Source organism: Pseudomonas sp. C9, assembly GCF_002000165.1.
Lineage (GTDB): Bacteria > Pseudomonadota > Gammaproteobacteria > Pseudomonadales > Pseudomonadaceae > Aquipseudomonas.
In genome coordinates this window covers 3,785,054-3,806,474 of sequence record NZ_MPAK01000001.1, presented here as the reverse complement: position 1 = coordinate 3,806,474, position 21,421 = coordinate 3,785,054, and the positions used below count along the sequence as shown (strand labels likewise).

The 21,421-nt window shown below is 59.1% G+C and carries 12 protein-coding genes; 5 read left to right on the top strand and 7 right to left on the bottom strand.

Translation table 11 applies throughout. The features are described 5' to 3' along the window. Nucleotides 1–101: 101 nt before the first annotated feature. Complete coding sequence (locus BMS17_RS17755; protein WP_077431333.1) at nt 102–923, bottom strand: carbon-nitrogen hydrolase family protein; 822 nt, start codon at nt 921–923, stop codon at nt 102–104. 129 nt (nt 924–1,052) lie between these two features. Here BMS17_RS17755 and BMS17_RS17750 point away from each other — a divergent pair, with 129 nt between their 5' ends. Both BMS17_RS17750 and BMS17_RS17745 read left to right on the top strand, forming a co-directional pair. After that, the gene (locus BMS17_RS17750) at nt 1,053–1,853 is read left to right on the top strand and encodes a LuxR C-terminal-related transcriptional regulator (RefSeq protein WP_027922800.1); all 801 of its coding nucleotides are present in this window, start codon (nt 1,053–1,055) and stop codon (nt 1,851–1,853) included. 149 nt (nt 1,854–2,002) lie between these two features. After that, nucleotides 2,003–3,622, top strand: a complete 1,620-nt coding sequence (locus BMS17_RS17745) for an FMN-binding glutamate synthase family protein (RefSeq protein WP_077431332.1) — start codon at nt 2,003–2,005, stop codon at nt 3,620–3,622. Between the two features lie 145 nt (nt 3,623–3,767). Here the strand turns inward: BMS17_RS17745 and BMS17_RS17740 are convergent, their stop codons facing one another. Both BMS17_RS17740 and BMS17_RS17735 read right to left on the bottom strand, forming a co-directional pair. Beyond that, entirely contained in the window at nt 3,768–4,142 is a 375-nt protein-coding gene (locus tag BMS17_RS17740; RefSeq protein ID WP_046026574.1) for a GtrA family protein, read from the bottom strand. Between the two features lie 128 nt (nt 4,143–4,270). Then, complete coding sequence (locus BMS17_RS17735) at nt 4,271–5,776, bottom strand: glucosyltransferase domain-containing protein (RefSeq protein WP_077431331.1); 1,506 nt, start codon at nt 5,774–5,776, stop codon at nt 4,271–4,273. Between the two features lie 226 nt (nt 5,777–6,002). On the opposite strand from BMS17_RS17735, the gene BMS17_RS17730 reads away from it, so the two are divergent. Beyond that, entirely contained in the window at nt 6,003–7,127 is a 1,125-nt protein-coding gene (locus tag BMS17_RS17730) for an OpgC family protein (RefSeq protein ID WP_077431330.1), read from the top strand. A 54-nt stretch (nt 7,128–7,181) separates the two neighbouring features. Here BMS17_RS17730 and BMS17_RS17725 read toward each other — a convergent pair whose 3' ends face one another. Beyond that, nucleotides 7,182–8,603 carry an amino acid permease gene (locus tag BMS17_RS17725; RefSeq protein ID WP_046026578.1) on the bottom strand — a complete coding sequence of 474 codons (1,422 nt, stop codon included), beginning with the start codon at nt 8,601–8,603 and terminating at the stop codon, nt 7,182–7,184. Between the two features lie 631 nt (nt 8,604–9,234). Between BMS17_RS17725 and BMS17_RS17720 the strand changes: the two genes are divergently transcribed. Then, nucleotides 9,235–12,351 carry a transglycosylase domain-containing protein gene (locus tag BMS17_RS17720; protein ID WP_077431329.1) on the top strand — a complete coding sequence of 1,039 codons (3,117 nt, stop codon included), beginning with the start codon at nt 9,235–9,237 and terminating at the stop codon, nt 12,349–12,351. Nucleotides 12,352–12,504: 153 nt separating this feature from the next. After that, nucleotides 12,505–17,535, top strand: a complete 5,031-nt coding sequence (locus BMS17_RS17715; protein WP_077431328.1) for an NEL-type E3 ubiquitin ligase domain-containing protein — start codon at nt 12,505–12,507, stop codon at nt 17,533–17,535. A 48-nt stretch (nt 17,536–17,583) separates the two neighbouring features. Here the strand turns inward: BMS17_RS17715 and BMS17_RS17710 are convergent, their stop codons facing one another. From BMS17_RS17710 to BMS17_RS17700, 3 genes are read right to left on the bottom strand one after another with little or no spacing between them, the layout of a single operon-like run. Continuing rightward, complete coding sequence (locus tag BMS17_RS17710; protein WP_077431327.1) at nt 17,584–18,801, bottom strand: hypothetical protein; 1,218 nt, start codon at nt 18,799–18,801, stop codon at nt 17,584–17,586. Nucleotides 18,802–18,840: 39 nt separating this feature from the next. Beyond that, the gene (locus BMS17_RS17705) at nt 18,841–20,100 is read right to left on the bottom strand and encodes a hypothetical protein (protein ID WP_046026582.1); all 1,260 of its coding nucleotides are present in this window, start codon (nt 20,098–20,100) and stop codon (nt 18,841–18,843) included. Nucleotides 20,101–20,148: 48 nt separating this feature from the next. Next, complete coding sequence (locus tag BMS17_RS17700; RefSeq protein ID WP_052961846.1) at nt 20,149–21,417, bottom strand: hypothetical protein; 1,269 nt, start codon at nt 21,415–21,417, stop codon at nt 20,149–20,151. Between the last annotated feature and the right edge of the window lie 4 nt (nt 21,418–21,421).

Sequence of the window (21,421 nt, the reverse complement as noted above, 5' to 3'; positions counted from 1 at the left end):
CACAGGGCTTCGGGTGTACATAAGTTTGGTGTCCATCACCGATTAACTGTGGGAGCGGGCTTGCCCGCGAAGGCGTCAGCCCGGACGACGCAGAAACCGGATCAGCTCCGAGGAATCAGCAACTCGCGCAACCCACCAGCGTGCTCAACCATCTCCCCCGGCAGCTTCAACCGCTGATCGTCCAGGTACCGATAGTCCTTGCGTGCCGCGTCCAAGCGGTTGAAATCCAGCTCAACCGTAAACTGGCCTTCATCCCGTCCGGCCTCGAACAACAGCGTGCCCAGCGGATCCACCAGCGCACTGCTGCCCGCGAACATCAACCCGTCATCGCCCGCTTCCACCCGGTTGACCATCAGCGCAAACGCCTGGTTTTCCTGGGCGCGGGCCATGATCGCGGTGCGGTGCGTCGAGCCGTAGGGGTCCATGTTGCCGTTGGTGACGATCAGCAGTTCGGCGCCCAGTTGCGCGAGGGCGCGGGCGGTTTCCGGGAATTCGATGTCGTAGCAGATCAGCAGGCCAACTCGCACACCGCTCCACTCGCACGTGGCGTAACGGTCGCCCGGTTCGAACACACCGCGATCCGAGGCCCACAAATGCGTCTTGCGGTATTTCAACGCGATGCCTTCGGGGGTAATCAGCAGTGTGGTGTTGTAGAACCGGCCGTTGTCGTTCTCGGCCATGCCGATCACCACGGCGATGTTGCGTTCGCGGGCAGCGGTCAGCACGGCGTTGACGGTCGGGCCGTTCAGCGGTTCAGCGGTGCGGGCCACGGTGTCGGCGGTCGGGAAGCCCATCAGGTGGGTTTCCGGGAAGACAATCAGTTGTGTGTCGGCGGCGCAGGCTGCAATCGCCGCCAAGGCGCGTTCGAGGTTGTACGCTGTGCCGTTGTCACGGCCCGCCAACTGGGCGAGTTCGACTTTCATGGGTATTCCTTGTTCTGGAGTACGCCGGGCGGCAGAAAGATTGCCCGGTCGGTGACTGTGCGCCAGTATGCGCAGCAAGCCACCGGCCGGGGAATCACGCCGCTGGGGTAACCCGATAGGGGTAGAGGCATGACACTTTCGTTAGACGACATCGCGTGGCATCGCTCGGTCGGGCAACTGATCGACGCGCTGGACAAGCCTAATTTCTGGACGCAGCTGGTGCGGTTGCTGGATCAGTACGTGACCTTCGACAGCTGGGTGGCCCTGCTTTTCAGCGCCGACCAGCACCCGCAAGTGTTCGCCGAATGCCCCGGCGAGGACGGCAGCCCTGACCAGTTGTTTCAGGATTACCTGCGCGGTTTGTACCTGCTCGACCCGTTCTACATCGCTTGCCGCGAGCAATCGCGCACCGGTCTCTATCGCTTGTCGGAAGTGGCGCCGGAGCACTTTGAGCTGACCGAGTATTACCAGCGCTACTTTCGTCTGAATGTGGTCGCCGATGAAATCCAGTTCAATTGCCAGCTCGAAGGCGACCGCACGTTGTGCCTGTCACTGGGCAGCAAGCAGCGCTTCAGCGGCCAGCAGATCGCCTTGCTGTCGCTGATCCAGCCGTGGGTGCTGGGCCTGTTGCGTCAGCGCCTGCCCTACGAAATCAACGAGGTCGTGGCCCTTGCGCCGTCGCCACCGCAACCTGACTGGCGCGTGCAACTGGAAGCGTCGGTGCAGCAGCTCAAAGGCGCGCAACTGACCGCGCGCGAGCTCGACGTCGGGCGTTTGATGCTCAGCGGTTGCTCCAGCAAAGAAATCGCCCGTAAGCTGGAAATCTCCGTCGAAACCGTGAAAGTCCATAAGAAACACATGTACAGCAAGCTGGGAATCAAGTCCCAGTCCGAGCTGTTTTCGATTTTTCTCCAGGCCCAAAACGCCTGACACACCGCAACCCTGTAGGAGCAAAGCTAGCTCGCGATGGCGGTCGTCCGGTCAAAAACTCCGTTGTCTGACATGACGTCATCGCGAGCAAGCTCGGCTCCTACAGGGATCTCTGTGGCCACAACCGAGTCCGAACCCAAGGAAACCGTATGAGCCTGTCACTCCTGAGCCGCTACGCCTTCTTTGCCGCTTGCGTGATCTTCACCCTCGCCAGCCTGCCCTTCTTGCAATACGACTGGCTCTGGCCGATCACCGCCGTCACCGGCGTGCTCAGCCTGATCGGCCTGTTCGATCTGCTGCAAAGCCCTCACGCGGTACGCCGCAACTACCCGATCCTGGGCAACATTCGTTATCTGGTGGAAGGCATTCGCCCGGAAATCCGCCAGTACCTGCTCGAATCCGACAGCGACGCCCTGCCCTTCTCCCGTGCCCAGCGTTCGCTGGTCTATTCGCGGGCAAAAAATGAAAGCGCCGACAAACCCTTCGGCACGCTGATTGATGTGTACCAATCGGGCTTCGAATTCATCGGCCACTCGATGCGCCCGGCGCCGTTGAGTGATCCTGGCAGTTTTCGGGTGATGGTCGGCGGCCCGCAGTGCACCCAGCCGTACTCGGCCTCGGTGTTCAACATCTCGGCCATGAGCTTTGGCTCACTCAGCGCCAACGCGATTCGCGCGCTGAACCAGGGCGCCAAACTCGGTAACTTCGCCCATGACACGGGCGAAGGCAGCATCAGCGCGTACCACCGCGAAAACGGCGGCGACCTGACCTGGGAGCTCGGCAGCGGCTACTTCGGCTGCCGCACCGCCGACGGTCGTTTCGACCCGGAACGCTTCGCCGCCCAGGCACAAACGCCGCAAGTGCGCATGATCGAAATCAAGATGAGCCAGGGCGCCAAGCCCGGCCACGGCGGGATTCTGCCCAAGCACAAAGTCACCCAGGAAATCGCCGAAACCCGCGGCATCCTGATGGGCGAAGACTGCATCTCGCCATCGCGGCACAGCGCGTTTTCCAATCCGATCGAACTGATGCATTTCATCCAGCAACTGCGTGAACTGTCCGGCGGCAAACCGGTGGGTTTCAAGTTCTGCCTCGGCCACCCGTGGGAATTCATGGGCATCGCCAAGGCCATGCTGGAAACCGGCATCCTCCCGGACTTTATCGTCGTCGACGGCAAGGAAGGTGGCACCGGTGCTGCGCCGGTGGAGTTCACCGACCACATCGGCGTGCCGATGCGCGAAGGCCTGCTGTTCGTGCACAACACGCTGGTGGGCCTGAACCTGCGGGACAAAATCAAACTGGGGGCCAGCGGCAAGATCGTCAGCGCCTTCGACATCGCCAGCGTACTGGCCATTGGCGCCGACTGGGCCAACTCGGCACGCGGCTTCATGTTCGCCATCGGCTGCATCCAGTCGCAAAGCTGCCACACCAACAAATGCCCGACCGGCGTCGCCACCCAGGACACCTTGCGTCAACGCGCCCTCGTCGTTCCGGACAAAGCCCAGCGCGTGTTCAACTTCCACCGCAACACGCTCAAGGCCCTGGCTGAAATGCTCGCGGCGGCGGGCCTCGATCACCCTTCACAACTGTCAGCCAAACACTTGGTGCGGCGCATGTCGGCGACCGAGATCAAATTGTTCTCGCAGTTGCATGTGTTCTTGAAGCCTGGCGAGTTACTCACCGGTGAAGTGAATGGCGAGTTTTACTCGCGGATGTGGCAGATGGCGCGGGCGGACAGTTTTGAGCCGAATGAGGAAGTTGCGGCATAAACATCGGTTGAAAACAGCCACAGGAGGCGCCGGTCGAAGATTTCACACCAGACGGCCGGCGTGGTGATGGCGTGAAGTCTCGCGAATAACGCGATCGCCACCACCACATACAGCGCTGCGACCTCCCCAGAGCAGCGCGAAACCATCATGCTTCGCGCTCGCGGAACAAGATAAATCGCGAAAAGAAAAACCCGCAGAACAGACTCAACAGCGAGAACGATGCGACGGTTACCAAGCCGTGGAGTTTCCAGACATCGGCATAGTGCCCGACCACAAAACTCGCTACGCCCATGCAGCAGACATACGACAGATAACGACGTACCGACGCTCCGGCTTCAAATGTGTACAGCGCGTGCACATAAAAGGAGAACGTTGCCGCGACACAGAACGCCGTAACGTTGCTGGCGGCCTGACTCCATTCGGCGGCGGTGGTGAGGATGTAAAACAGCTGCCAATGAATCAGCGTATTGGCCACGCCAACTACCGCATAGGTGGAGAATTCTTTCCATAAAGATTTCATGTCCATTCCGTGGTCCGCTCTCGGTTTCAGAAGTGCTTCAACCTAATGTCAGGGCAGGTGTGCGTCTACTGTCAGAAATAGCAGGTACCGCGGTATTCCTGATTAACGGTCATGCCCAATGGCTTCATTCACCACTGAAGCGTTTTCACGGGCACCGGCTCTTTCATGACGATAAAGCCGTAATCCCCCAGCAGATAAATGCGATAGAACTGGCTGTCCACCAGCGGCGGATACCCCTGGTAACCGACTCGTGTCGCATTGCGCCGCTCCTTTTCCCTGACCACGTTGGTGATGCCGGTTTTCGGCAGGTTTTCCGCGAGCATGTAAAAGTCGGTGTTAAGCAAATAGTGCAAAACCGGCATCTGTTTGAACGACCCGGCAGCGGCCACCAACCAGTGATCCGAATAACTCACCGACAGGTAAATGCGCTTGGCATCGCGCAATGCGGGGCGCGAGGCAATGTCGGCACTCAGGGCATACAACGCGTTGGTCGCGAAGGTTTTTTGCAGGGTCAGCACGCGCCCGTAGGCGAAGGACAGCGAGAGCATCGCCAGCAGCGGGATGAGCAACAGCAGTGGCAGTTTTCCATGCCACGACGCAAGCGCCCGATGACTCAGGTAGAACAGCACCACCAGCACGACGCCAAAACCCATCAACGTTCGGGCGCCTTCATTGAAGTCTCGAAAAAACAATGAAGCACCGGGCACCAGTAACATCAGGACCGGCAGCATCATCAGACACGTCAACCCTATCAGCGCCTTGTGCAGCCCCGTGTCCTGCCGCGCCAGCACACCCTGCCCCACGCACACACCTCCGGCGATGGCGCACAGCAACAGCGCGGCGAACACCCAGGTAAAGCCGCCATGAAACAACAGCACGATTTTTTCCAGCACCCGGCCCGCATTGATTTCAACTTGCAGCAGCGGTGCCGCCGCCCCCTTCAATATCGCGGTGCGGTTTTGACTCATGTAAGCAAAAGCCGTGGCGCCGTAGATCAATCCGGCCAACAGCACCTGCGCGACTTTCCAGCCGAGCAATCGGCACCACGCCGGCCACGATAATCGCTCGGTTGCCCCGCGCAGCAGCTCCAGGCAACAGAGCCCGAGAAACACATTGATGCTGGCCTGATAAAGGCCGATGGCCAATGCTATCAGCACGGCCGGAACGGTCAATCGCTGGACGCGCGAGGGGCTTTGAAACGTGATCGCGTAGATCACCGCCACCACACTCAGCGCCATGGTCGGACCGTCGTATTGGTACGACAGGTTTTGCAGGAGAAACGGGTTGTACCAAAGCGGCAGAACGACCAGGCAATGAGCAACCGTCGGTACGGGAAAGTAATGGAACGTCAGACGGGTCAGGGCCGCACTCATGGCCAGGGTGGCGATCAAAAGCGGCAACGGGAAGATATTGGGTGCGGCATCGCTGAAGCTCAGCAGGTTGTAGAACCATTGTGCGAAGAGACGGCCCTCCTGCGACCAGCCCATGCCGGCGGCCAGGCCACGCCAGTTGTCGTCGATGTAGGGGAAATCCGCGAGGATAAACGGCAGGACATACAGCAGCGTCGCAAGAACAAACAGCAACCAGACCTGACGGCCTCCACGTTCTTTGTCGAGCCAATCGCAGATGCTCATGTCGGCGCCTCAAGGGAATTCCGCCTACAACCACTAAAGCTTTGAACCCGACGATAACCAGAGATCGCACCGCTGCCGGGCTTTTAGACAGGCGGTTGAGACATCTCGTAATACCCACACTTTGCAATTGCCGACGAATGCCTGCACCCTGCGCGCCGCCGATGTGCGGCGCACGACCTAGTGGCGCCGCCCGCCCCCTTCAACACCCGTTCAAGAGCCCGCAGCCATGACGACTGAACGCGATCACCGAATCGACTTTTTCCGTGGCCTGGCACTGATCTTCATTTTCTGGGATCACGTGCCCCACAACCCCTTGGGTCAAATCACCTTGCGCAACGTAGGCTTCAGCGATGCCGCGGAAATCTTTGTATTTCTGGCAGGCTACGCAGCGGTGCTGGCCTACGGCAAGATCCTTGCGCGTGACGGTTACCTGATTGCCTGTGTGAAAATCCTGCGCCGCGCCTGGGTGTTGTATGTGGTGCATATTTTCCTGCTGGCGATGCTGATGGGCATCGTGTTCTTCGCCAACAGCCATGTGGAAACCCGCGATCTGGTCGAGGAAATGGGCCTGCACCACTTCATCACCAACCCTCAACAAGCGTTGACCGATGAGTTGCTGTTGCGCTTCAAACCGAACCTGATGGACCCGTTGCCGCTGTACATCGTGCTACTGGCCGGGTTGCCCCTGGTGCTGCCGTTGCTGGTACGCAAGGCGTGGGCAGTGGTGGCGGTGTCGTTGACTGTTTACCTGTTGGCGCCGTCATTCGGCTGGAACCTGGCCGCGATCAAGGACGGCGTATGGTATTTCAACCCGGTCACCTGGCAACTGCTGTTTGTGCTCGGTGGTGCGGCGGCGATTCACGGGCAAAGGCCACGACTGCCCGAGACGCGTGCGCTGTCGCGCCAGCCGTTATTTGTCTGTGCAGCCATTTACGTAGTGTTTGCCGGGGTGATTACCGTTTCCTGGCGCTGGCCGCATATCCACGACGCGGTGATGCCAACCCTGTTGAGCAACTGGCTGTACCCGATCAGTAAGACCGACCTGTCGCCGGTGCGATTACTGCACTTTCTGGCACTGGCCTATGTCACGGCGAAACTGCTGCCAGACACGGGCTGGACACAAAACTGGCTGGCACAGCAATGCTGTCGCATGGGGCGCTATTCGCTGGAAGTGTTCTGCCTCGGCGTGTTGCTGGCGCCGCTGGCGGACATGGTCAACGCCATGACCGACGACGCGTTTGCCATGCAAATCTTCACCGCGCTGGTCGGGGCGGGGTTGATGGGGTTGTTGGGGGTCTGGTTGGAATTCAATAAGCACCTGAACCGCTCACTGCACGTCGCGGCAGCCTGAAACGAAAAAGCCCCGGTCAATCGACCGGGGCTTTTGCATTTCAAGCGTTACGCCTTACGACGCCGAACGCACCGCACCTTGCGTTGCCTGGGTCGGTTGCAGCTTGAACACATAGAACAACACCGTCAGCAGCACCAGGAACGCAGGGCCGACATACAGTGCCACGCGGGTGTCCGGGAAGTAGGCCATCAGGCCGACCACCAACACCAGGAACGCCAGCGCCAGGTACGAACTGACCGGGTACAGCCACATCTTGTACGTGAGGCCGGCACACTCGCTGGCGCTCAGGCCTTTGCGGAACTTGAGCTGAGCCAACAGGATCATCACCCAGGTCCAGATCGCGCCGAAGGTGGCAATCGCGGTGACCCAGACGAAGACCTTCTCCGGCGCCAGGTAGTTGAGCAACACGCCCAACAGCAACGCGCCCATTGACAGCAGCAAGGCGCGGCGAGGTACGCCGTTGCTCGACGTCTTGGCGAAACCGGCCGGGGCCTGGCCATTCTGCGCCAGGCTGTAGAGCATGCGCCCGGTGCTGAAAATGCCGCCGTTACAGGACGACAGCGCAGCAGTGATCACCACGAAATTGATGATACCGGCGGCGGTCTTGATGCCCAGGCGCTCGAACGTCATCACAAACGGGCTGCCCTGGGTGCCGATTTCGTTCCATGGGTAGATCGACAGGATCACGAACAGCGCGCCGACGTAGAACAGCAGAATCCGCCAGAACACCGAGCCAATGGCATCCGGGATGGTCTTGCGCGGGTTCTTGGCTTCACCGGCGGTCAGGCCGATCATCTCGACGCCCAGGTAGGCGAACATGACCATTTGCAGCGACATCAATACGCCTTGCACGCCATTGGGCATGAAACCGCCGTGGGCCCAGAGATTGGAAATCCCCAGCGCCACGCCATCGTTGCCGAACCCGAAAGCGATGATGCCGATACCACCGACCACCATGGCAATGATGGTGACGATCTTGATCAGGGCGAACCAGAACTCGAACTCACCGAAGGCCTTGACCGCGATGAGGTTGATGGTGCCCATGCTGATCAACGCCGACAGCGCCCAGATCCAGCGCGGCACATCGGGGAACCAGACCCCCATGTACACCGCCACCGCCGTGATTTCCGCGACGCAGGTCACCAGCCACAAGAACCAATAGTTCCAGCCGGTAAGGAAGCCCGCCAAGGGGCCGAGATAGTCTTGGGCATAACGGCTGAACGAGCCGGCGACCGGGTTGTGCACGGCCATTTCGCCCAGGGCACGCATGATCACCAGGATCGCCAGACCGCCAATGATGTAGGACAGCATGATGGCGGGACCGGCCATTTCGATGGCCTTGGCCGACCCCAGGAACAGGCCGACGCCGATACAGGCACCGAGTGCCATCAAGCGAATATGCCGTTCGCCGAGTTCGCGTTTAAGCGGGCCGCCTTGAGCGGTCTCGCCGTTGGGCAGGTGATTGCCGACAGGCATAGGGGACATCCTCGTCTTGTTATTGGATTTAGCCACCGAGTGTCGAAGCGCTGACCGATAAGCCATTGCTTGCCTGAAACCGGTCTACTTCGTGAGCAGGACCGTCCTGTAGGACAAAACCTCCAGGATCAGCGGGACGTGCAGTATAAAAAGCATCGCTCAGGTTTTTTCACTCTATAAATCACAATATGCAGCCATAAGTCTCGGCAAAATAGCGATTTATGGAGAGGTATTAACTGGCTAAAGGCGATTACACTCGCCCCTGAAACGGCGGCGAGTATTGCACAGCATTGGTGCATCGTCATGCACTTGCCTAAACCTTACTTACTGCTGAACAGCTCTAGATCAAGACTCTTCAGCCATAACACCACCGCCCCCTGGTAGCAGCTGCCGAAGGCTGCGTTCGACTGCGTAGCAGTCGTAAATCAGACACCGCGGCTTTCCAGACAAATTGAAGTTGCAGGATTGGCGACTGCTGCGCAGCCGGACGCAGCCTTCGGCAGCTGCTACAGGGATTTGTGTGGATACAAAAAAATAGGCGATAACCTTGTCCACAATTTTTTCACCTTTGCCAACCACCGTCTAAGCTTCAGACAAGTCAGATCAATCTGCGTGAATGGATCAATCGGCTATGGGCGCTTTGTGGCAAACCGATACGAGTAAAACTGTGGTCCCGACTGAACGAGTGGATGAAGCGCCTTTACCTGAAAAACCCCGTACCAGTCGTGTCAAACACGGCTGGAAGGCGTTTTGGTTGTTGTTGCTGATCATTCTGATCGTCGTGGGCCTGGCCGCTGCCAAGGAAATGCGCACGTCGAAATTTCAGGCGCGGGAAGTCAGCAAATTCGCTGCGTCCCTGAGTTACACCCTGGAACCAGGCCCTAGCGATGCGATTCGTTACCCTGGCGCCGGGCCTTTTGATTTGCGTCTGGGCTATAGCTCTCTGAATGAGTTCCTGCCCCGGTTGCTCAAGCGCGACTACGTGATCTCGGCGCAGACCCGTTTTTCCAAAAAGTTGATGGACTACAGCGACAAGGGCCTGTTCGTGCCCTATTCGGAAAAAATCCAGGCCGGGCTGTCGATCACCGATTGCCGCGCGTTGCCGCTGTACCAGTTCAAGTATCCGCAGCAGCTTTATTCAAGCTTTGAATCGATCCCGCCGGTGGTGATCAACAGCCTGTTGTTCATCGAGAACCGTTTCCTGCTCGACCCCAAGCAACCCTTGGCCAACCCCGCCGTGGACTGGCCGCGCTTCGGCATGGCGGCGTGGTCGCAGGTGGCGAAGTTGATTCACCTGCCGGGCCAGTCGGCGGGTGGCAGTACCCTGGCGACACAGCTTGAAAAGTATCGGCATTCGCCCGATGGCCTGACGGTATCGGGCGCGGAAAAGATCCGACAGATGATTTCCGCCACCGTGCGCGCCTATCAGGCCGGCCCGGAAACCCTCGATGCCCGGAAAAATGTGGTCCGCGACTACCTCAACAGCGTGCCGCTGTCCGCCGTGCCCGGTCACGGTGAAGTGCATGGCATGGCCGAAGGGTTGCGCGTCTGGTACGGCGCCGACTTCGACAAGGCCAACGAAACCCTGGCCAGCCCAGCCACCGATCCAAAAACGATGGCCGCCAAAGGCCTGGCCCTGCGTGAAATGCTCTCGTTGATGATTGCCCAGCGCCGGCCTTCCCACTACCTGACCAAGGGCCGTGATGAACTGGTCGATCTCACTGACAGCCACATCCGCCTGCTGGCACAAAATGGCGTGATCGATGGGCCGTTTGCCGCTGCGGCATTGGCCAGCAAGGTCACTTATCGCGACTGGCAAACCCAGCCGACCATTCAGCCCATTGAAACCAACAAAGGCATCAGCGTGGCACGCAGTCGCTTGGGCGGCTTGCTCAATCGTCCACTGTACGACCTCGATCGCCTTGATCTGTCCGCCACCAGTACCTTGCAAGGCCAGCTGCAATCCCAGGCCACCGAGTACCTCAAGCACCTGGCCGACCCGGTATTTGCGGCGCAGATCGGCTTGATGGGCGAACGCCTGCTCACCCCCACCAGCACCACCCAGGTGCGCTACAGCTTCACCCTGTTTGAACTGACGCCGGACGGCGCGCGCGTACGCATCCAGACCGACAGCACCGACCAGCCGTTCGACATCAACGAAGGCAGCAAGCTGGAACTGGGCTCCACTGCAAAAATGCGCGTGCTCACCACCTACCTGCAAATCATCTCCGAACTGCACGACAAATATGCCGGGATGACCATTCCAGAGCTGAAAAAAGTCGATGTCCCCGATCAGGACCGACTGAGTCGTTGGGCCGTCGATTACCTGATCGAGAATCAAGATCGCAATCTGCCGGCCATGCTGGGTGCCGCGCTGGATCGCAAATACTCGGCCAGCCCCGGCGAAGCGTTTTTCACCGGTGGCGGGTTGCACGTGTTCCATAACTTTCGCAAGGAAGACAACGGCCGCATCCCTACCCTGCGCGATGCGCTGCGTGAATCCATCAACCTGCCGTTCATTCGGTTAATGCGCGACCTGGTGCGCTACGCCACGTATTCGGGCCCCAACAACAGCGCAGAACTGCTCAAGGACGACCGCGACCCTCGCCGTCAGGAATACCTGGCCGATTTCGCCGACCGCGAAGGCACCTCGTTCCTGCTGAAATTCTGGAAGAAATACAAAAACAAGGACACCCAGGCACGGCTCGACACCTTCCTCGACAGCATGCGCCCGACACCGATCCGTCTGGCGGCGGTCCATCGTTATATGCTGCCGCAAGCCAGTCAGGAAAGCTTCAACACCTTCGTTCGCACGCATCTCAAAGGTGCCAAGCTCACTGAAAAACTCACCGACGAACGCCTGCAACGGCTCTACGAAAGCTATGGCCCCGGCGCCTACGACCTGCCGGACCAGGGCTTCATCGCCAAGGTCCACCCGCTGGACATGTGGTTGATGGGCTACCTGCTGAACAACCCCGACGCCAAGTGGGGCCAGATCGTCAAGGCCAGTCAGTTCGAACGGCAGGAAGTCTATAGCTGGCTGTTCAAAAGCAAGCACAAGGGCGCCCGCGACAGCCGCATCCGCACCATGCTCGAGATCGAAGCCTTCCTGGACATTCACCAGCGCTGGCAGAAAGTCGGCTATCCCTTCGATCACCTGGTGCCGTCACTGGCCACCGCCATCGGTAGCTCTGGCGACCGTCCGGCGGCGCTGGGCGAGTTGATCGGGACCATCCTCAACGATGGCGTGCGCATGCCGACACTGCGCATCGACACGCTGCATTTCGCGGCCAACACCCCGTATGAAACCAAGTTGATCAACGACCCGGTCGTGGGCAAACGGGTGATGCCATCCGAAGTCGCCACGGCCATGCGCGAAGCCTTGTCGCAAGTGGTGGATGCCGGTACCGCAAAACGTGTGTCCGGCAGTTTCACATTACCCAATGGCAACCCCCTGGCCATGGGCGGCAAGACCGGGACGGGTGACAACCGCATTGCGGCCATTGGTTCCGGCGGGCGGGTGTTGAGCTCCAAATCCCTCAATCGCACGGCGACCTTCGTGTTCTACATCGGCGACAACCATTTCGGCACCCTCACCGCTTTCGTGCCGGGTCGCTCGGCCGAAACGTTCACGTTCACGTCAGCGCTGCCGGTGCAGGTGCTCAAGGGCATGGCGCCGATTCTGATGCCCTACCTGCAACCGGGAAGTAACACCGGGTGTCTGCCTGTCGAGGTGGCACGGCGTTGATTGACGAGGGTGGTAATTAAATATTTTCGACATCGATAAAATTAATGATGCGCAAGTACGCACACTGACTTAACAGCAGTAATTCAGACTTTTACTTTTAACGTTGGAGGGTAGGCTGGAGCCTTCTTTCAACGTTTAAGGTTTATTAAAACAATGACTGACCCACAAGGACGTACTGCCAATAACAAAGGCCGCCATTATGACTTTATAACAAGTCGAATCCCTGCCCCGCTCAAAGAAGTTTCACCCCAGAGGATCAAGGCGCTAAGCGCTGCCCGCACAGGCCGCGAGCACTGGATAACCGCCGCTTCACCGTCCAGTCATTCTTTATTGAAAGCGGCCAGTCTGAAACTTTGGGCATCACAAAACAAAGTGGACTTAATGCTTGATGAGTTACAGGATATTTATACATTTGCCGAACCCTTATTAAGCGCCGCCTTAAAAGAGCAGTACGGGATCGACGACAACACAAGAACAACTTACTTACATCTTTATTTACCCAAAGAGCGTCCCTGGTATGCCATCAACCTATCGGGGGGCGTTGTCGTTCGCAATGTTTCGCTACTGGACGCCGCCTTGCATAACTTCGCCCGACACGAAACCTGCGAAGCGGCCTCCGATTTCATCACCCAGCCCGACGAGCGAGGGCTGTTCGATATCAAGCCGATCAAACGCAAAATGTCCATTGCCCAATTCCAGACCCTGTGCCGCGAACTGGACATTGGCGCGCGGTACACCAAGCACCTTGAAAGCACTTTGTTGCCGGACGATGCGCTCGCCAAGACGTACCTGAAACACAAAGTGGTCGACAACCAGAAAGCCGCGTTCATCGCCGCGACACACCTGGCGGTGATGACTGGCGACATCGTCGCCGATACCCATGATCTAGTGCTTGCGATGCTCGATGGCCAGCGCAATCTCACCCTCAAAGGCAAGATTGTGCAATTCGCCGAGATGGCCCTCATGGACACGCCATTGACCGGCATCGTGCTGATATCGCCTGATCTGGAACAGGCGAGCGATGTCTCAAGGATCATTGCGTACGTTCCCCATGACCCCGAGCATCCGCTCAAGGAATACGCCTCGGTCACCGACTTCATGAATGAACTGACTCGCCAGTTGCGTGACAACGCCTTCATCGAGTCGTCGCAAATGACCTATCGCCAGTACTTCAGCCAGTTTGTCGATCAGCCACAGCGAGGGCATTTTTTTGCCGGCCTCCAGGCCCGTCTGTTCGAGACGCAGGGCCATAAAAAAGGGCCGTTCGATCAGCGTCCGACGTGGCGAGAGGAGCCCATATCCAATCCCAATCTGCGTATTGACGTCACACCGGTCACCGGTGATTTCTGGACCCGTCTCTACCAGCGAAAACTGAACAAGATCCTCAATGACGCCCGGCACATTGCTGTCTCTACCGCCGACGCAGACAGCAATGCGCGCTGGGCCTGGTGGGACAACTTCAAGAAAGTCGTTTCGGACATTTTCAACGTGGCCCTGATGATCGTCACGCCGTTCGTGCCGGGCCTGGGTGAACTGATGATGGTGTATACGGCGTACCAGCTCACAAGCGAGGTCATCACGTCCATTGTGGACCTTGCCGAAGGGCAGTTTACCGAGGCCGCCGAGCATATCGTCGGGGTGGTTACGGACGTCATCCAGCTCGCGGCTTTTGCCGCCGGCGCACAGATTGGCCAGCTTGTACGATTGAAACTGTCGCCCTTGGTCGAAGGCATGAAACCGGTGCAATTGCCCGATGGCCGGCAGTATCTGTGGCACCCCGACCTCACACCCTACGAACAACCGAACCTCAAGTTGCCTGCCGACTCAATCCCCGACGAACAAGGTCTGCACGCCCTCGACGGTCAACGCATCCTGGCGCTGGAGAACAAGCACTACGCCGTGCAGCAGGACCCACGCACGGGCACCTGGCGCGTCAAGCATCCGAGCCGCACCGACGCTTATCAACCCGCGCTGAAACACAACGGCGTCGGCGCCTGGAGCCATGAAGCCGAGAATCCGCGCGAGTGGGAAGGCTCGACCTTGATGCGTCGTCTGGGGCACAGCGTGGCGGACCTGAGCGATGCGCAACTCGAGCAAATCCGCAGCATCAGTGGTACCCAGGACAACGCCCTGCGCCGGATGCATGTCGACAATGCCCCGCCCCCGCCATTGCTGAGCGATAGCCTGCAACGCTTCAGAATTGGCCGGGACGTGGCCCACGCCATTGCAAAGATCCGGACCGGCCAACCGCTTTCCGCCACGTCCTATTGGTTCGAGCCGCTGCCAACGTACCTGGAGGGCTGGCCTGTGGACAAGGCATTGAAGGTGTACCAGGACGCCGACTTGAGCGGCAGCTTTCGCCAGTATGGCAACCCCGACGCCGGCCCTGGGCAAACCCTTTCCACCAGCGTGGCTCACGTGCTGAGCGGCAAGTTTGCGCACAGCCTTCTTGCGTTTCTTGACGAAGCGGAACTCAACAACCTGTTCGGCCACCCACTGCCCGCCGCTGAGCGCCTGCAAACCCTGCGCAACCTGTTGGCCGATGAAGCCCGCAAACTGGAGGTGGAGATTTTCAACCTGCAGTACCAGGCCAGCCAAACCGTCGACAACCCTCGTCTTCGCCTGCTGACGCGTCACTTTCCAGACCTGCCCGTCAGCGCTGCCGACAAACTGCTGGCCGGCGCCAGCCGCATCGATGTGCAACGAATGGACACCGAGCGAAGTTTGCCATTGACGCTGAAAAGCGAGGCCCGCGAGGCGGCCTTCGAAGCACGCGCCAGCCATGCCTACGCCGGGTTGTTCGATGACGCACAGCTGACAGCCGATACCGAACGCCTGGTGCTGAACGCGCTCAGGATCCACGCCGACACCTTTGGTGATTTGCGCATCGAAATCCGCGACGGCACCTCTGACGGACCACTGCGCTGCCGTGTGGGCATTGACGAGGCGAAGACGGTTCGGCTGCTGATTCGAGACGAGTTCGCACGCTACGCTGTCAGCGGCGGCTCCAGCCCCGTGCCGCACGAAAGCTTCTATGACGCAGTGCTCCGGGCATTGCCGGCACAGGCACGAGCCCGATTGGGTTACCGCACGGGCCAGGGGCGGATGTTCAAACAATGGGTAAAAGCCAAAACCGAGGCGCCCGGCGAACGACGCACCGCGTTGCTCGAACCGCCGATCTTGCCCAGCGCCGCCCCGCAGACCCAGTTGCTGCTGCGCGGCCCCGCCCTGTCCCGGGCCGGCACGACCCCGATGGAACGGGTGCAGGATTTGTACCCTCTTTTTAGCGAGCGGGAGACCACCAGCTTCGTCAGGTCACTGGGACCGACCGACGAGGCACTGGCGACGCTTGATCGCCTGGAACGCGACCTGGACAATCTGCGCGTGCTGCTTAATCAATGGCGCTATCAGCAACCGGAAGGCTGGGGACCCGGCGCAAATTCTTTCAGGGACAAGGGTGGTCTGCACATTAGCGAACGCCTCATCAAATGTTTCGAAAGGAAGTCGACCGTCTTCGGTGAGCGCAGCACCACCCTTGATGCAGGCTACGCACTGGATCTGTCGACAGAGTTCAGTCAATACAACCTTGAGGTGTGGTGGAAAAAACGGCCCGACCTCAAGTACTACCTCGATCAGGTCAGCAGCCTGAACCTGGATCACACGGGGTTTTCTGCCTCCGCCGATGGACTGCTGCGAGACTTTCCACGGGTTTCACAGCTGAGCGCCAGAGGCTGCCGACTGACCCGGTTGCCGGATGGCGTCGGCAAAATGCACCTGTTGCGCTCGCTGCGTCTGACCGACAACCAGATCAGGCTGACACCCACCGCAGTCGAACAATTGAGCAACCTCACCCGCATGGAAACCCTGCGCCTTGATGACAACCCGCAACTGGGCCTGCTGCCGGACGTGGGGCGCATGCCGAAACTGGGCATCCTGAGTTTGAGCCACACGGGGGTGAAGGCCTGGCCCGAGGGCTTGTTTAATAAAAAACGGCCGCGAGGTTTTTTCCTCGACTTGAGGGACAACCCGCTGGCACAGATACCGGACGTCGTACCCGGCTCCGACGACGCACTGCTGGTGGCGCGTACCCGGCTCAACGTACGGGATCTGTCGGAGGCGAACCGTATTGCCTATCACGACTATCGACGGTCCGTGGGGCGCAACCCCTACCAGACTTACTCACCCGCTGCCGAGCGCGCCATCGATCAATGGCCGATGTCCGACGACAGCCGTTGGTGGAACAAGACCGGCGGGCTGGGCACCTTCAGAGAAGAAGCCTGGCACGCGCTAATGGGCGAGCCTGGCGCAGAAGGCTTCTTCGAGATTATCCAGCGCCAGACGCTGTCCGGAGACTATCGGGCCGGTGGGGAGATGCGCCAACAACTCAGCAACCGAGTCTGGCGCATGATCGAGGCCATGGATCTGGACAGCGAACTTCGCCAGGAACTGTTCGAGATCGCGACCGCGCCCACCACCTGCGCCGATGCAGGGGCTCAGGTGTTCAACAACATGGGGATCAAGGTGCTTGCCAGCGAAGCGAACGCCCTGTCGACATCGACCACGATGCTGGAAAACCGCTTGGTGACCTTGGCCAAAGGTGCCGCTCGCCTGGAACACGTGGACGACGTGGCCCGCGCCGATTTTCGTAGCCGTGCCGGCACCCCGGATGAAGTCGAGGTCTTCCTGGCCTATGAAACCGGGCTCGCCCAACGCCTGGGTTTGCCGTGGCAATCCCGGACCATGCTTTACCGGCCCACGGCCGGCGTCGACGAGGCCATGCTCGAACAGGCTTTTGACACGGTCATTTCACTGGAGCAAGGAGACGGGCTGGTGAACGCGATGATCGAGCAACCGTTCTGGGACAAATACCTGAGGGCGACTTATTCGGACGCTTACAGCCGAAACACTCGTTTTTATGCGACCAAGTCCGACCTGCTGGAACAACTGCGCACGGCTCAACGGAACTGGGCACGCTCCATTGGCCACCCCGATGCGCAGCGCAGAGTGCTCAGAAAAACAGTGCTCGACCTCGCGCAGCAAATTCCCGTGGCACAAAGCGAGCTGTTGAACGAAGGCGTCATGCCCGATGCCACCTATGACCGATTGCTCAACGATATCGGTTATCGGGAGAAGGAATTGAGCCGGCGCCTGACTCGCGAGGCGTTGAACAAGGCCGGGCTGTAAACGAGCAGGACCCTGAGTGTCCTGAGGTCCTTGGGCCTCAGGATTCAATCACCCCACCTCTGAATCCCAAATGACCGTGACCTGGCCCCAATAGTTACGGGCAGTTCTCGGATTGAGCATTTCCTGCACGTCCTCCGAGCCCACTTCAAAGTGAAGGGTGCCGGGCTTGCGATCCAGATAAAAGCCAGGCTGGAAAAGATCGGTGCCACTGCCGTTGAGCAACAGTGGACGACGATTGACCGGCTGTCCCGTCCCGTCGGTCAGGCCGTTGGGCAAGGTCACGCCGACATCGAGCGCCACCGTGTGCCCCGATGCCGGTTCCCGCAACGCGCAGGTATTGCCGCTGACGTACTGGCATTCCAGGTTCATCTTGAAACGGCTGGATGCCGACAGGTTAAACGTCTGGTCACGGAACAGCCGCACAGGCTTACGCCCCTGAGTCAGCCAGGCCTGCCAGCCCCCCTGCGGAACCAGTTCGACGCGATTGCCGCCCGGTGGAATCTCGACTTTCAACGTGTGTTCGACCAGCAGCGTGAAATTGAGGGTGATCAGATCATCGTCAGGCAACATGAGATCACCCATGTCGAAATCCCGGTACGGCCCGACGGTGTAACTCGATATGCCCCGGTAGATACCCGCCGTCATCTTGAGCGGGTTGGGCGTGATTAGCTCATAGGAAAACCCGGTGTTCTCATAAGCAAACGAAAGGGTCTCGGCAATTGTCTTCTGTGCCTGCTTGGCGCACACACCTGCATCGGCCGGTACTCTCCAGAAGAACGCGTAATACAGGGCGTTACCATAGCCAACGCCACCATATTGGCAGGGGGCAGGCGCGTAAACCCACGCACTTTGCCAAACAGCTTCGGGAAGCGGGGCGTTGTTCGTGTAGGCCGCACCGATACCGTTGACCCGCATTCTGACCGTCTCGGCTTCTCCGGTCTCTTCATGGAGAACCGTGATGTCCTTCCAATATGAAGGCACACGAAACATCGGGCCCTGGCGTTCATCATGCAACGCCTGGATAGGTGCGACCGACCTGAAGCGAATGGGCAGGGCGATGCTGAACACGCCGTTGTCACAATACTCCGGGTGATCCCCGCAATACCCTCCTTGAGGTGTTTTGTTTTCGAAAGAATTTTGCATGGGGTTTGCCGGATCTGGCCGGAATACCGCCGTCATATCCACGGTTGCCGCGCTTGCCGACGCAGCGAACGCGCCTGTCAGAGCCAGCGTACTCAAGCGGCTCGCCGTCGTTGCCCTATTCATGTTTCATACACTCCCTGTCACCGCGTATAACGCGAGTATCTAAACATCCGAATCCCAGATCACCGCCACACTGCCTGAGTACTGCCGCGCCTGACCCGGATGAATCATTTCGCCAACTTCCGCGGCGGGGATTTCGAAGTGCAGCGTTCCCGGTTTGCGGTCCACATAAAACCCCGGTTGGAATAACGCCGTACCGCTGCCATCGATCCGTAGCGGCCGGCGATCCACTGCTTGCCCGGCTGCGTCCGTCAACCCATGGGGCAGGCTGACACTGACGTTCAGCGGCACGGCGTGTCCGGAAACCGGTTCCACCACTCCACACGTGCGGCCATCGTGGCTGTACTGGCATTCCATCTTCATTTTGAAGCGCGAACTGGCGGAAATATTGAACGTCTGGTCCCGGAACAGCCGAGTCGGTTTGCGCCCTTTCGTCAACCAGGACTGCCAGCCGCCCTCGGGAACCAGTTCGACGCGGTTCCCCCCAGGCGGTACATCGACTTTCAGGGTATGGCTGACCTCAAGGGAAAAGTTAAGGGTCAACACGGAGTCACTGGGAATCATGACATCGCCCATGTCGAAATCCTGGCCCGGGCCAACCGTGTAGGAAATAACGCCGGTGTAATCGCCCGACGCCATTTTCAGCGGATCGGGCGTACGCAATTCGTACCCGAAAACGATGTACTGATAACGAAAGGACAAAGGAATGTCGAACTTCGCCTTTTTGCTACAAACACCCGCCCCGACGGGGACGACCCAGAAGCTGTTATAGCCAAAGTTGCCGACGGTGCCCCACCCCACTCCTACGCAGGGTGCAGGCGCGTACAACCAGCGCCCGCCTTCCCATAAATCGTCCCAGGTCCCGCCACCCGTCAATTCGGAAATGGACCTCGGTAGCAACGATTCATGACCAATCGCGGCAATCCGCACCTGCAGCGTTGTGACGTCCCCCGAACTGTGTGTCACGGACACATCGCGCCAGTCGGACGGCACCCGGGCCATGCCGCCCTGGCGAGGGTCCGTATGATTGGCGAGGATTGGCGCATTGGCCGTAAATGGAATGCGGGCGATAAGGCTGAACAGTTTCAAGGGCGCGCAGGCCTGTGGAACTTGAGCGCAAAATCCCTCGGAAGGTGTTTGATTAGTGAATTGATTTTTTTGCGGGTTCGCCGAATCCGGCTGGAATGTCGCGCGGATATCGTGTACTTCCGCCACTGCCGGGACAGAAAAAACGACAACCAGTAACCCTGTCCATACGCCACGTTTTATCGTCCGGTGTCCTTGCCGGGCTGAATCATCCATCGTCTCGTCTCCACAAATCACTTGCACCAGCATCGGGTGATGGCGCGTCTAAATGTCCGAATCCCAGATCACGGTCACACTGCCTGAGTACTGCCGTGCCTGACCCGGATGAATCATTTCGCCCACTTGCGTGGCGGGGATTTCGAAGTGCAGTGTTCCGGGTTTGCGGTCTACGTAAAATCCTGGCTGGAACAACGTTGTACCGCTGCCGTCGAGCCTCAGAGGGCGACGATCCACCGCTTGCCCATCGGCGTCCGTCAACCCATGGGGCAGGCTGACACTGACGTTCAGCGGCACGGAATGTCCGGAAACCGGTTCCAGCACTGCACACGTGCGGCTATCGTGGCTGTACTGGCATTCCATCTGCATCTTGAAGCGCGAACTCGCAGAGATGTTGAAGGTCTGGTCGCGAAACAGCCGCGTCGGTTTGCGCCCTTGCGTCAACCAGGACTGCCACCCCCCCTGGGGCACCAGTTCAACGCGATTGCCGCCCGGCGGCACGTCAACCTTGAGGGTGTGCTGGACGTCCAGAATGAAGTTCAATGTCAGGGTTGAACTGCTGGGCATCATGATGTCACCCATATCGAAATCCATTCCGGGACCGACGGTATACGTCCAGTCGCCGGTATACAGGCCGGACGACATGCCCAAAGGATTGGGCGTACGCAGTTCATAGCCGATCTGCATCTTGTCGTAACTCAAGTTCGAAATACGATAATTGGCGGTTGCCGCGCATTCACTCGCAATCGGTGTCATCCAGAAAAAAGTTCGAGTGGCCGGCGCGGTGTACATACCTCCCGTCGGCTGGCAGGGAGCGGGTGGGTACCATGTCCAGTCGCCCCATAAGCGTGTGTGCCACCCCTGAACGCTGGTGGGCTCGCCTTCACCCACAAGGTTTTCAGCGGTATCCGGAAGGATGTAGCGGCCACCAATCGACGCTATGCGCACTTCCAGTTCGGAATACTCATTAGTCACGGCGTTCCTGACACGCAGCACTTGCCACTGACCTGGCACTCGAAAAAATGCACCTTTACGCGAATCTGAGTGCCGCGCTTCGATGGGCGCGACGGACACAAAATCAATGGGCGCCAGTAGAGAAAACAGCCCCTTCTCTTTGCAAAATTCCGGTTGAAGCTGGCAATGTCCGGTAACAGGCGTTTGATTGATGAACTTGTTATCCATGGGTCTCGAAGGATCAGGCCGAAACACCGCGCTGATATCCATGGACGCACTCATCACCGGCTCGATCCCCCATCCAAGCGTCGCAATTGCCCAAACAATAAGGCTCGGAACTCTTACGGTGTTTTTCGTTTTCATTTTC